We start from the raw sequence: 12,310 nt of genomic DNA, 5'->3' as shown, positions 1-12,310 counted from the left end.
GGCTATTTCTGGGGCGCGGGCGACGGGCTTGCCGCCGGGGCCGGGCTCGCGGCCGGCTGCGGGGCCTGCGCATTGCCTGACGCCGGCGCGGCCGGCTGGGAAGCCGCGGCCGCGGCCTGCTGCGGCTGGGCGGCCGGATTGATCCAGCACGCGTGCACGCGGCTATCGAGGGTCTCGGCGACCTTGGGGTCGATCTGGGCACCGAAGCGGGTGAGGCAGCGGAACGCGGCCTGGATGTGGCCGCCCGGGCAGCCGAAGCGGTCATAGAGGTCGAGATGGCGGAACGCGGTATCGAGGTCATCCCGCCACATCAGTCGCACCACGCGCCGACCGAGCCAGACGCATTCAGGATTGCCCGCCGGACCGTTGATGGCCTGGGCGGCTTCGGCGAATTCATCGGTGCGGCGCTGGTTCTGGGCGGTCGCTTCCTTGGCGGCGTCAGCGGGCTGGGCCGCGGCCTTGCCCTGATCGGGAGCCGGGGTGCCGCTCTGGGCGGAGGCGCCGCCGAGGCTGGCCAGCAGCACAAGGGAGGAGACGGCCAAGGCGGCGGCGAACTGCCGCAGGACCGCATTTCGTGACTCGAACACCCGTCGCCGCATGAATTCCCCAATTTCTCAATGTCCGCCCGCGGAAAGGGACCTCGCGGACGCGTCGGTGATGGCGTCCAAATGGGTCTCCAATGCGGCGGAAATGCCCTGCGGAATGCCATGACCTGTATTTGGATTTTTGTCCAGCAAAGTCACCATTCTCCGGCGCGGTCGAAGGGCCGCAGGTTAATTCGCCGGCAAGATGGTGGGGGCGAGCGTCGCGCCCCCTTGGCAGACCGCGTGCGAGCAGGTAATCGACGGCTCCTTCGCGGAGGACGGAACCAATTTCTCTTCGTACGCCATTGGCGCTCCTGCTCGTCTCCCTGGGTGCAATTGCTGCCGTGTGGTGGTGGCTGGCCACGCCGATCACGCTTGCCCGCGCGCCCATCGATCCCAACGACAAGGTTCAATGCGTCTCCTATGCGCCGTTCCGCGGCGAGCAGACGCCGCTGAACCCATCGACCCACATCGAGGCCGACCAGATTGAGCAGGATCTGCGCCAGCTCAAGGAGATCACCGACTGCGTCCGCACCTATTCGATCGAGAACGGCCTCGACCAGGTGCCGGCGGTCGCCACCAAAGTCGGCGGGCTGAAGGTGATCCAGGGCATCTGGCTCGGCAGCAACCGCGCCAAGAATTTTGCCCAGGTCTCGACGGCGGTCCGCCTCACCAAGGAATTTCCCGACACCGTCTCCGCCCTCGTCGTCGGCAACGAGGTGCTGCTGCGCGGAGAGATGACGACGCAGGATCTGATCGCGATCATCCGTTCGGTGAAGGCGCAGGTCGCCGTCCCCGTGACCTATGCCGATGTCTGGGAATATTGGCTGAAGAACCGCGAGGTCTATGACGCCGTCGACTTCGTCACGATTCATATCCTGCCTTATTGGGAGGACATGCCGGTGAAGGCGAAATTCGCCTCTGCCCATGTCGAGGCGATCCGTGAGCGCATGGCGGTGGCGTTTCCCGGCAAGGAGATCCTGATCGGCGAGACCGGCTGGCCGAGCGAAGGCCGCATGCGCGAGGGCGCGCTGCCGTCCCGCAGCAACCAGGCGCGCGTGGTGTCGGAGATCCTGGCGCTGGCGAAGGCGCAGAAGTTTCGGGTCAACCTGATCGAGGCCTATGACCAGCCGTGGAAGCGGCGGCTCGAAGGCACCGTCGGCGGCTATTGGGGGCTGCTCGATTCCGTACGGCGCCAGCTGAAATATCCGCCCGGCGAGCCGATCAGCAACTTCCCGCTCTGGAAATGGTACATGGGATCAGGCATGGGCCTCAGCGTGCTGGTGTTCGTGGTGGCCGGCATCACGCTGAGGCGCCGTCCCTGGACGCCGCGCTTCTCGGCCTGGCTCGGTGTCGGCATCTCGGCGACATCAGCGGGCATCCTGCTGGGGATCGCCGCCGACAAGATGTACTACGAGAGCTACGGCTGGGGCGGCTGGCTGCAATGGGGCGCGCTGCTGCTCGCCGGCATCCTTTCGCCGATCTTCTGCGCGCAGGCGCTCGTCATCGGCCGAAGTCTTCCCACCTTCCTCGACCTGCTCGGCCCGCGCGAGGGCCGGAAATGGTCGAAGCTCTCCGCCGTGCTTTGCCTGACCCTGGCGGTGACGGCGGTGATCGCGGCCGAGACCGCGCTCGGCTTCGTGTTCGATCCGCGCTACCGCGACTTCCCCTATGCCTCGCTGACGATGGCCGTGGTGCCGTTCGCGCTGTTGATGCTGAATCGTCCCCAGATCGGCCTGCGCCCGATCGCGGAAGCGGTATTCGCGGGGCTGCTGGCGCTGTCGGCGGCCTACGTGATCTTGAACGAAGGCCGCGACAATTGGCAGGCGATGTGGAGCTGCGCGATCTACTTGCTGTTCGCGCTCACGCTGTGGCGGGCGCGGGCCGAGCAAAGCCAAGGATGAGCAGGCCGATCGCAAGGCCCGACAGCACGATGTTGTAGAGCACGATGCCGAGGCCGGCTGCGATCACGCCAAGCGTGAGCAGCACGATCGAGGGCCGCATCAAGTTCAGCATCGCGATGACCAGCGCGACGATGCCGAACACGGAATTCTTGAACAGCGACGTCGACACCGAGCGCGCCTTGCAGATCATCGTCTGCAAGCCGGCATCGCAAGCCAGCGCCACCTGCGAGAATTCGATCGCGAGATAGCGCACATAGAGCGCCCAGCCGACGGTGACGAAACCGACGACGATGAGAAACTGCACCTGATAGGGCGTAAGGCGGAACGGCTTTTTTGTCATGTCGGCAATATGGTCGGGAAGGGGGGAAGGAGCAACCGGCAAAGTCGATTTTCTGACCCCACCGTCACAGGCCGCTGGCGGTTGGCCCTATCGCCTGAAGAATGACGATATTGTCGAGCTCGCCGAGGCCGTCTCGGGCTTGGGGGCGGCCGCCGGCGGTGGTGCCGCAGGTGCCGGTGCGGGCTCCTCGCGCTTCGATGAGCGCTTGGAAGAGTAGCTGTGGCGTCGCTGCGGCTTCTCGGGTTTTGCGCCCGGCACGGGCGCGGTTTCGCCTTGCGGTGCCGCGTCCGGATTCTTCTCCGTGTTCTTCTCCTGAACACGGTCCTGAGATTTTTCTTGCCCCTTCTCCGATCCGCCGCGCATCGACAGGCGCTGGCCGTCGAACACCGTCGTCTCGCAATGGCGATCGCTCTCGGCGAGACCCGCGCAGAGCTTGGCGGCGGCGGCAGCGTTGATCAGCGGACCGGCGCCGAGGCGGAGCTGCATGCCGAGACCTGTGTTGCCTTCCTTGATCATGATGATCGGCCGGAGCGCGGCGATCTCCGGATTGGATTTGGACAGGCCACGCCAGAGCGCACGCAGGCCGTCGATCGAATTTGCGCCGCCGAGGTCGATCGCAAAGCGCGTCTGCTGGACGGGAATGGCAGGCGGTTCAGCCTCAGCGGAGTCCGCCGGCTTCGCCGGCACCGCAGCAACTTCGGCCGGGGCGGGCGGCGGCTCGGGCTTCTTCTCGGTCGCCTTGTCGGTCGATTCAGGCTGAATCAGCTTCGATGCGGCGGGATCGGGCGGCGCCATGATCGACTTCGACGGCACCAGCGGAAGAATCGGCAGCGCCGACGTCGTCACCGGCGGCTGCGCAACGAGCGATGCTGCAGCAGCGGTCTGCGGCGGCGGGCCTGACGGAGCTTTGGCAGCCTCTTTCGAATTGTCTTTCGCGTTTTCCTTGGTCTCCTTGCCGGCCGTTGTGCGCGGCCTGTCGACCAACGAGGCGGCGGTGGAGGCAACCGGCGCGACTTCAGGCACGGCAGCCGAGGGCTGAGTGGCCGCGACGGGCGTGTCCTGCGGCTTCGACTCGGCCGTCTGTGGCGATGTCGCGGTCTGCTTTGCGATGGTGCCGGTGACGGAATCGAGCCCTTGCTCGAGCACGGTGACGCGCGCATAGAGCCGGTCGCGATCTGCGTTCAGCGTTTCGATGGCAGAGGTGAGCCGGCGCGCTTCGAGCTGGCTTTCCTTGGTCAGCTGCTGGAGCCTGTCAGCTTGGCGGGCGAGATCGGCGGAGGCGGCCTGGTCGCGCCGCCAGCCGAGCTGGGCTTGGTTGGCCATCACGGCCACCACCACGGCGCCGACGGCGGCCACGCCCCACGAGCCCAGCCGCCACAGCAAGCGTCGATCGAACGAGCCTTCCTCGGCCAAAAGTCCGGAGAACAGCCCGCCGGTCTCCTTGTCGCCGAAGGCATCCGCCAGTGGGTCGGAATCCTTTGCCATGAACCTTGAGTGCCCAGCCCTGTCTGGCTTCCCCGAATCAATCAAGGAACATTAACAGGAAAACCCGCGCGCACTTGAATTCCGGGCGTTTGCGGGGGTAGCAAGGCGACAGGTCGGGCGATACTGCCCCGCCGCCCGCCGGTGCGACGATCGATTCGGCCATATTTGACAGGATTGCAATGACTGCCCGCTCAAGTCTCACGATCGTTCTGGCCGCTGGCGAGGGTACGCGCATGCGATCGAGCGTGCCGAAGGTGCTGCATCCCGTAGCCTCCCAGACCTTGCTTGCCCACGTCCTCGGCGCCGCACCGCAGGGAACCGGGACTGCGCTCGCGGTCGTGATCGGCCCGGACCACCAGGCCGTCGCTGAAGAGGCAAAACGCATTCGGCCCGACGCGCTCACCTTCGTACAAAGCGAGCGGCTCGGCACCGCGCATGCGGTGCTGGCAGCGCGCGAGGCGATCGCACGCGGCGTGGATGATCTCCTGATCGCGTTCGGCGATACGCCGCTGATCTCGGCCGAGACCTTTGCGCGGCTTCGCGCGCCGCTCGCCAGGGGAGCTGCGCTTGCCGCGCTCGGCTTCCGCGCGGCGGATCCGACCGGCTATGGCCGCTTCATCGTCGAGGGCGATCGCCTGGTCGCGATCCGCGAGCAGGCCGATGCCAGCGCGGACGAGCGCAAGATCAATCTGTGCAATGCCGGGGTCATGGCGATCGACGGACGCCGCGCGCTCGCGATCCTGGACAAGATCGGCAATGCGAACTCCAAGGGCGAATATTATCTGACGGATGCAGTCGGCATCGTCCGCGAACAGGGATGGGAGTCCGTGGTGATCGAGACCAGCGAGGACGAGGTGCGCGGCATCAACACCAAGGCGCAGCTTGCGGAAGCGGAAAGCGTGATGCAGGCGCGGTTGCGCATGGCCGCGATGGAGGCCGGCGTCACGCTGATCGCGCCGGAAACGGTCTATCTTGCCGCCGACACCGTGTTCGGCAAGGACGTCACCATCGAGCCGTTCGTGGTGATCGGCCCGGGCGTGTCGATTGGCGACGGCGCCGTGATCCACTCGTTTTCGCACATCGTGCAGACGACGCTCGGCAAGAACGTCTCGATTGGTCCTTATGCGCGGCTTCGACCCGGCACCTCGCTCGGCGACGGTGCGCGCATCGGCAATTTCGTCGAGACCAAGGCCGCGACGCTGGAGGCGGGCGTCAAGGTCAACCACCTCTCCTACATTGGGGACGCCACCGTCGGAGCCAAATCCAACATTGGCGCCGGCACCATCACCTGCAACTACGATGGCTTCAAGAAGCACAAGACGGTGATCGGGCAGGGCGCCTTCATCGGCACCAATTCCTCTCTGGTCGCGCCGGTCAAAATCGGCAACGGCGCCTATATCGGCTCCGGCTCGGTCATCACCCGCGATGTGCCCGACGACGCGATGGCGCTGGAACGCAATCAGCAGACCATCCGCGAAGGCGGTGCGGCGCGCTATCGCGAAATGAAGACGGGCGGCAAGAAACCGGAGAAATAGCCGCAGCGCTATTCGTCGTCAGCGAATTCGGAGAAGATGGCGCGCGTCAGCCGCCAGCCGCGCGGCTTGGCGCGCTTCACAGGTTCGCCTTCCGGATGCTTGATGAAGACGGGCTTGTTTTCCTTGCCGCGCTGAGGCGGCGGCCAATGAGCCAAATGCGTGCCTTCGGTCTCGCTGGCGCGCAGATAGAGCGATGACAGACCTTTGCGGTCGGACGTGGCTTTCATGGCCTTGATCTCCTGGTCGCGAATCGTTGGCCAAATTTGTTGACAACGAGTTAATGCGCGCGACTAAAGGTCAGCCATAATGACGCACGCACGAAACGAAATACACCCCGCCCATTCGCCGACCCAGAAGCCGCCGCTCGCAGACTGGTCGGGATCGCCAAGATATCTGGCGGGTGCAAGATGGTGGCATTTGCGTCGGGCTGGAACCGGGCCTCCATTCTTTCGAAGTCTCGCAGCGCCGCTTGCGTGCTCGCTCAGGCTGCCGATAATATGATCAGAGGGGTCCACTAACTGCTGTTTCCCATGACGCAGAACTCGCTCATCGCTAGTAGCAGAGGAAAAATGCCGATTGCGAGCGTCGCGGCTGTCATGGTCTTGCTGGCACTCTACGTTCCAATAGGGTTGTACCTCGAGGCGCACTTTGTCCCAATGGACAAGACGATCCTCAATCCGCCATTCGCGCGGCTGGCCGGGAACGCGTTCGCCATCTACAAGCTGCCTGCTCCCGCACCCGCTGACACGCTCGATGAGTCGCGCCGATCACATGTTGTGCTCACCGAAGACGGAAAGCTTCTGGGGCCAAGTCACAGCCCCCACAGCGACATTAATACGATCGGCCTTGGCAGATACTCGTATTGGTCAGAGGCAGGAAGGGTTCCCGTTGTCGTCTTCTCGACAAGTGACAACTCCAACCCCAACAGCAACGGTAGAGTATACCGGCTGCTCGATCCTGATGCCCCTTACGAAGCGCAGCTCAAGCACTGACACTGCGTTTGGCCAGACAACGCCGCCAACTGAAGGCAATTCCATCAACCCCGTCTGCTTTGCTGCGTCTCGTTGCGTTTCACACGAGCGCAATGCTACACAGCTTTTATGATAGGCCCTGGGAACCAGCTACCATTGCGCGAATCCGTGCTGTTTCAGGCGGAGGGGTACTTTGACGGGATCCCGTATCGCTTTGTGGACGACGTAGCCATTGAAGCGATGGTGCAGGGGAAGATCGTTCGGTTCAACGATTTTGATGGTTTCCTGAGGTGCAGGCCGACGCCGACCCGCCCTCGTCGCACGATCGCCTTGCTGGTCGCTCACGTCATATTCTGCTGCATCTCGCTCTATATCGTGGAGCAACGATATTCATATCTGGGCCTGCTCGGGAATCCGGATACGCGGGCCTTGCTTGCAGCGGTCATCAACAGTCTACCTCTGATCGGCCTCATGGGCATATTTCTGTTTGGGCGGTTTAGCTTCGGCTATTGCCTGAGCTTCTACTTCTTCACGGTTTTGCTGGGCTATTGCTGGATCGTGCCTTCCTCGATCTATGGTTATGATGGTCGTCTCGCGACGCTTTCGATTGTCGTCAGCGCCGTGGTGTTCTCCGTTCCTGCGGTTTTCTGGCGTCCCGACAGGCCGAAATTCCCCGAGATTTCGCCGGCACATTTTGAACTGTGGCTGAAGGCTATCTTGATTGTCAGCGCTGCGGTGCTCCTTGCCGGCGCGTCCTACAACTTCAAGCTGGCGAAACTCAGTGAAATTTACCGGTATCGAGATCAGATCGAGTTCCCAAAACTGCTGGGTTACGCGATCGGGATAACCACAGGCGCATTTCTGCCGTTTGCATTTACCTGTTTTGCCTTCCTGAAGCGATGGGGCTACGTGGCATTGACGGTTGTGCTGATGTTCGCCGCATTCCCAGTTACGTTGGCCAAGCTCAATCTCCTTGCACCTGTCTGGCTCGCTTTCCTCCTGCTGCTGTCACGACGCGCAGGAGCGCGCGACGCTATCATTCTCTCTCTTCTCCTGCCGATTATGATCGGGCTGTTGGGATTTGTGTTCCAGAGATCGGGACTGGCATCGAGCGACCTGATCTTCGGCACGATCAACTTCAGAATGATCGCTGTCCCGTCGATGGCGATTGATCTCTATAACGATTTCTTCTCTCGGCACCTGCTGACGTATTTCTGTCAGATATCGTTGATCAAGCCGTTCTTCAGCCAATGCCCCTATGCAGAGCCGTTGGCGCTGGTAATGGCCAAGTCCTATGATTTTGGTGCCCTGAACGCTTCTCTGTTCGCTACGGAGGGGATCGCGTCCGTCGGTCCGGTAGGTGCGCCGCTGGTCGCACTGGCGTGCGGATGCATCGTGGCGTTGGCAAACGGCGCGTCGGCGAAACTACCCTCACGGTTTGTATTGGTATCCAGCGGCGTTGTGCTGCCGGCATTCCTCAACGTGCCAATGACCACAATGCTGTTGAGCAACGGAGCCGCCATCTTGTTCTTGCTTTGGCTGCTCACACCGAGGTCGCTGCCTCCATGGGCCGGCGCAGACTTGCCGTAGTGTCGACAATGTCGGTAAGGCCAGGCTTACCTGGAATGACATCAACAAGGGCGCGCTCTTTGAGAGGCGACTGCGAGAAGCAATTGAAAAGTTTGAAAATATGTAGGATCGCAATAATTATTGAGTATCTGGTTCCTTGGGAACTTCGCTAAAAACCGAACGCTTCGTTTAGGCGACTTTTCGACGATTTGGGGGATATTGATCCGCATGTGCGGGATTGTCGGCATTCTCGGGCGCGAGCCGGTTGCAGAGCAATTGGTGGATTCGCTCAAACGTCTGGAATATCGCGGCTATGATTCCGCGGGCGTCGCCACGCTTGAAGGCAAGCATATCGAGCGCCGCCGCGCCGAGGGCAAGCTGAAGAATCTGGAGAAGCGGCTGGAGGCGGAACCGCTGAAGGGCACCACAGGCATCGGTCACACCCGCTGGGCCACCCACGGCAAACCGACCGTCAACAACGCCCATCCGCATGCGACCGAGCGCGTCGCAGTCGTTCACAACGGCATCATCGAGAATTTCCGAGAGCTGCGCGAGGAGCTCGAGAAGAAGGGAACGGTGTTCCACACCGAAACCGATACCGAGATCGTGCTGCATCTCGTCGACGATCTGCTCTCGCGCGGCAGCAAGCCTGTGGAAGCGGTGAAGCAGACGCTGGCGCGCTTGCGGGGCGCCTTCGCGCTCGGCTTCATCTTCGCCGGCGACGGCGATCTCATGATCGGCGCTCGCAATGGGCCGCCGCTGGCGATCGGCTATGGCAACGGCGAAATGTATCTCGGCTCGGACGCGATCGCGCTCGGCCCGTTCACCGATACGATCAGCTACCTCGAAGACGGCGACTGGGTCGTGCTGACCCACGACGGCGCGACGATCTTCGACAAGGACGGAGAGGCCGTCGAGCGTGACAAGATCAGGCACGCCGCTTCCACCTCGCTGGTCGACAAGGCCAATTATCGCCACTTCATGGCGAAGGAGATCCACGAGCAGCCGGAAGTGGTCGGCCATACGTTGGCGCGCTATGTCGACATGGCGACCGAGCGCGTTTCGCTGCCGGTCAAGCTGCCGTTCGACTTCAAGGACATCCAGCGCATCAATATCACGGCCTGCGGCACCGCGAGCTACGCCGGCATCGTTGCGAAATACTGGTTCGAGCGCTTTGCGCGCCTGCCGGTCGAGGTCGACGTCGCCTCCGAATTCCGTTACCGCGAAGCGCCCCTGCGCAAGGGCGATCTCGCCATCTTCATCTCGCAATCCGGCGAGACCGCGGACACGCTGGCTGCTTTGCGCTACGCCAAGGCCGAAGGCGCGCACACCATTGCCGTCGTCAACGTACCGACCTCGACGATCGCGCGCGAGAGCGAGACCGTGCTGCAAACGCTGGCAGGTCCCGAGATCGGTGTCGCCTCGACCAAGGCCTTCACCTGCCAGCTCATGGTGCTCGCCAACCTCGCGATTGCGGCCGGCAGGGCCAGAGGCGAATTGTCCGAAGCGGACGAGATCAAGCTGGTCCATGGTCTCGTCGAGATTCCGCGCTTGATGTCGGATGCGCTCACCACCGAGTCGCAGATCGAGAAGCTCGCGCACCGGATCTCGAAATCCCGCGACGTGCTTTATCTCGGCCGTGGCACCAGCTTCCCGCTGGCGCTCGAAGGCGCGCTGAAGCTGAAGGAAATCTCCTACATCCACGCCGAAGGCTATGCCGCCGGCGAACTCAAGCACGGACCGATCGCGCTGATCGACGAGACCATGCCTGTGGTCGTCATCGCGCCCTACGACCGTGTGTTCGAAAAGACCGTCTCCAACATGCAGGAGGTCGCCGCGCGCGGCGGCAATATCATTCTGATGACCGATGCCAAAGGTGCCGCGGAGGCGACGGTGGATTCGGTCGTCACCATCGTCATGCCCGACATGGCTGCGGCCTTCACGCCGATGGTCTATGCCGTTCCTGTGCAGCTGCTCGCCTATCATACCGCTGTCGTGATGGGGACCGACGTCGACCAGCCGCGCAATCTCGCCAAGTCCGTGACCGTGGAATAGGCAAGGGGGATCGGGCCGAACCGCTTCGTGATCTTCCAAAACCTGCTAGAAGACCCTAGCTTGGACGAAGCGACCGACCTGGAACCCGAATGACCGCCCGCGACGACGCGCCTGCGCCTCTTGATCCCGCCCCGGAACCGCATACCGGCCTGATGGGCCGTTTCCGCAATTATTTCCTGACCGGGTTGATCGTCACCGGTCCGATCGCGATCACCCTGTATCTGGTCTGGTGGTTCGTCACCTGGGTCGACGGTGTCGTGCGGCCATTCGTCCCGCTGGCTTACCGGCCCGAGACCTATCTTCCTTACGGCGTTCCCGGCTGGGGACTGATTGTCGCATTCTTCACGCTGACGCTGGTCGGCTTCCTCGCGGCCAACCTGATCGGCCGTACGCTGGTGGATGTCGGCGAGACCTTCCTCGGCCGGATTCCGGCCGTGCGCGCGATCTATCGCGGCTTGAAGCAGGTGTTCGAGACGCTGTTCTCGGGCAAGGGCTCGAGCTTCCGCAAAGTGGGTCTGGTCGAGTTTCCATCGCGGGGCATGTGGTCGATCGTGCTGATCTCGCAATCGCCGAATGAAGAGATCTCGCGCAGCCTGCCGGGGCAGGAGGAACACGTCTCGGTGTTTCTGCCGTGCTCGCCGAACCCGACCACCGGCTTCTTCTTCTACGTGCCCAAGAGCAAGATCATCGAGGTCGATCTCAGCGCCGAAGATGCCGCGACGCTGATCATGTCGGCCGGCGTGGTGCAGCCCGGTTCGGCGCCCGACCCGAAGAAGGCCGCCGCGCTTGCGGGCGTGGCGAATGCGGCGCGCATTGCCAACGCCTCCGCGCTCAAGCCCGAGCCTGCGAAGGCGGAGTAGGGCTATTCCCGCCCGGGATGGCCGCGGATCACGCGCGGGTCAGCATCCTCTGCTAATATTCCGGTCGAACTGAGCACAACGCTCGGAATTCGAACCGGAGTGCCCGATGTCCAAGACCATTGCGATTCTTGCTCCTGGTGCCATGGGCAGCGCGGTGGCCCGCCGTCTCAGCGAGAACGGCGCGCGCGTGCTCACGTCGCTGAAGGGACGCAGCGAGGTGACGCTGAAACGGGCGGCGGATGCGGGTATGGTCGGCGCCGAGGACGATGCGATCGCGGAGTCCGACATCATTCTCTCGATCGTGCCGCCGGGCGAGGCCGAAGCCTTGGCCGAACGGCTGGCGGCTCTGATCGTCAAGTGCGCCAAGAAGCCGGTCGTCGTGGACTGCAATGCCGTCAACGTCGACACGGTACGCCGGATCGAGGAAATCATCGGCTCGGCGCAAGCGCCGTTCGTCGACGGCGGCATCATCGGTTTTCCGCCGCAGCCCGGCGGCAAGAGCCCGGCTTTCTACGTCTCGGGCGAGCACGCCAAGAGCGTCGCGGTGTTGAAGGATTTCGGCCTCGACGTCCGCATCGTCGACGGCCCGGTCGGCGCAGCGTCCGCGCTGAAAATGTCTTATGCGGGCATCGTCAAGGGCCTCGCCGGGATCGGCTCGGCCATGGTCGTCGCAGCGACGAAGGCGGGAGCCGCAGAGGCGCTGCGCAACGAGCTCGCGCTGAGCCAGCCTTCCATCCTGGCGCGACTTGAGATCGCGCTGCCGGACATGCTTCCGAAGGCCTATCGTTGGGTCGCGGAGATGCGGGAGATCTCGGGCTTCCTCGGCCCCGATCATCCGGCGAGCCAGATCTACGAAGGCTTTGCGCGCTGGTTTGAGCACCTCGCCGAGGATGTCGAAGGCGAGGCGGCCGATGCCGAGCTGATAAAAGCATTCGCGGCTGATGCCGCGAAGGCCAAGATCTGATTAGTGGGTGTTTCGCCGTCAAAACGCCAGTCCGGCTGAACTT

General features: G+C 63.2%; 11 protein-coding genes. 7 read left to right on the top strand and 4 right to left on the bottom strand.

Going from position 1 to position 12,310, the window contains the following annotated elements; all coding sequences use genetic code 11:
* Positions 1-2: 2 nt before the first annotated feature.
* Positions 3-599, bottom strand: coding sequence for a beta-1-3, beta-1-6-glucan biosynthesis protein (locus X265_RS19760; protein ID WP_128966327.1), 597 nt, complete (start codon positions 597-599; stop codon positions 3-5).
* Positions 600-928: 329 nt separating this feature from the next.
* Between X265_RS19760 and X265_RS19755 the strand changes: the two genes are divergently transcribed.
* Positions 929-2,488 carry a glycoside hydrolase family 17 protein gene (locus X265_RS19755; protein WP_128966326.1) on the top strand — a complete coding sequence of 520 codons (1,560 nt, stop codon included), beginning with the start codon at positions 929-931 and terminating at the stop codon, positions 2,486-2,488.
* Here the strand turns inward: X265_RS19755 and X265_RS19750 are convergent.
* Together X265_RS19750 and X265_RS19745 are read right to left on the bottom strand one after the other, a co-directional pair.
* Positions 2,448-2,828, bottom strand: a complete 381-nt coding sequence (locus X265_RS19750; RefSeq protein ID WP_128966325.1) for a hypothetical protein — start codon at positions 2,826-2,828, stop codon at positions 2,448-2,450. The genes X265_RS19755 and X265_RS19750 overlap by 41 nt on opposite strands.
* Before the next feature lie 87 nt (positions 2,829-2,915).
* Entirely contained in the window at positions 2,916-4,313 is a 1,398-nt protein-coding gene (locus tag X265_RS19745; protein WP_128966324.1) for a hypothetical protein, read from the bottom strand.
* Positions 4,314-4,492: 179 nt separating this feature from the next.
* On the opposite strand from X265_RS19745, the gene glmU reads away from it, so the two are divergent.
* Entirely contained in the window at positions 4,493-5,848 is a 1,356-nt protein-coding gene (gene glmU / locus X265_RS19740) for a bifunctional UDP-N-acetylglucosamine diphosphorylase/glucosamine-1-phosphate N-acetyltransferase GlmU (RefSeq protein WP_128966323.1), read from the top strand.
* Between the two features lie 8 nt (positions 5,849-5,856).
* Here the strand turns inward: glmU and X265_RS19735 are convergent, their stop codons facing one another.
* A complete protein-coding gene (locus X265_RS19735) occupies positions 5,857-6,075 on the bottom strand; it encodes a hypothetical protein (protein WP_128966322.1) in 219 nt (72 codons plus the stop codon).
* Positions 6,076-6,417: 342 nt separating this feature from the next.
* Here X265_RS19735 and X265_RS19730 point away from each other — a divergent pair, with 342 nt between their 5' ends.
* The 5 genes from X265_RS19730 (at position 6,418) to X265_RS19710 (ending at position 12,267) form a co-directional block, all read left to right on the top strand.
* Positions 6,418-6,840 carry a hypothetical protein gene (locus X265_RS19730; protein WP_128966321.1) on the top strand — a complete coding sequence of 141 codons (423 nt, stop codon included), beginning with the start codon at positions 6,418-6,420 and terminating at the stop codon, positions 6,838-6,840.
* 135 nt (positions 6,841-6,975) lie between these two features.
* Positions 6,976-8,409, top strand: a complete 1,434-nt coding sequence (locus tag X265_RS19725) for a hypothetical protein (RefSeq protein WP_128966320.1) — start codon at positions 6,976-6,978, stop codon at positions 8,407-8,409.
* 207 nt (positions 8,410-8,616) lie between these two features.
* Positions 8,617-10,443 (top strand): glutamine--fructose-6-phosphate transaminase (isomerizing), encoded by a 1,827-nt coding sequence (gene glmS / locus X265_RS19720; protein WP_128966319.1) that lies wholly within the window; start codon positions 8,617-8,619, stop codon positions 10,441-10,443.
* A gap of 89 nt (positions 10,444-10,532) precedes the next feature.
* Positions 10,533-11,303 carry a DUF502 domain-containing protein gene (locus tag X265_RS19715; protein WP_128966318.1) on the top strand — a complete coding sequence of 257 codons (771 nt, stop codon included), beginning with the start codon at positions 10,533-10,535 and terminating at the stop codon, positions 11,301-11,303.
* 106 nt (positions 11,304-11,409) lie between these two features.
* A complete protein-coding gene (locus tag X265_RS19710; protein WP_128966317.1) occupies positions 11,410-12,267 on the top strand; it encodes an NAD(P)-dependent oxidoreductase in 858 nt (285 codons plus the stop codon).
* Positions 12,268-12,310: the final 43 nt, after the last annotated feature.

This window comes from Bradyrhizobium guangdongense (assembly GCF_004114975.1).
In the GTDB taxonomy this organism is placed as follows: Bacteria; Pseudomonadota; Alphaproteobacteria; order Rhizobiales; family Xanthobacteraceae; genus Bradyrhizobium; species Bradyrhizobium guangdongense.
Note: the sequence above shows the minus strand (reverse complement) of the source record. Positions and strands in the feature narration are given on the sequence as shown.

Bases quoted from the DNA above. Each gene is read 5' to 3' on its own strand.
- X265_RS19760 (WP_128966327.1), bottom strand. From the start codon at position 599: ATGCGGCGACGGGTGTTCGAGTCACGAAATGCGGTCCTGCGGCAGTTC.
- X265_RS19750 (WP_128966325.1), bottom strand. From the start codon at position 2,828: ATGACAAAAAAGCCGTTCCGCCTTACGCCCTATCAGGTGCAGTTTCTC.
- X265_RS19745 (WP_128966324.1), bottom strand. From the start codon at position 4,313: ATGGCAAAGGATTCCGACCCACTGGCGGATGCCTTCGGCGACAAGGAG.
- glmU (WP_128966323.1), top strand. From the start codon at position 4,493: ATGACTGCCCGCTCAAGTCTCACGATCGTTCTGGCCGCTGGCGAGGGT.
- X265_RS19735 (WP_128966322.1), bottom strand. From the start codon at position 6,075: ATGAAAGCCACGTCCGACCGCAAAGGTCTGTCATCGCTCTATCTGCGC.
- X265_RS19730 (WP_128966321.1), top strand. From the start codon at position 6,418: ATGCCGATTGCGAGCGTCGCGGCTGTCATGGTCTTGCTGGCACTCTAC.
- glmS (WP_128966319.1), top strand. From the start codon at position 8,617: ATGTGCGGGATTGTCGGCATTCTCGGGCGCGAGCCGGTTGCAGAGCAA.
- X265_RS19715 (WP_128966318.1), top strand. From the start codon at position 10,533: ATGACCGCCCGCGACGACGCGCCTGCGCCTCTTGATCCCGCCCCGGAA.
- X265_RS19710 (WP_128966317.1), top strand. From the start codon at position 11,410: ATGTCCAAGACCATTGCGATTCTTGCTCCTGGTGCCATGGGCAGCGCG.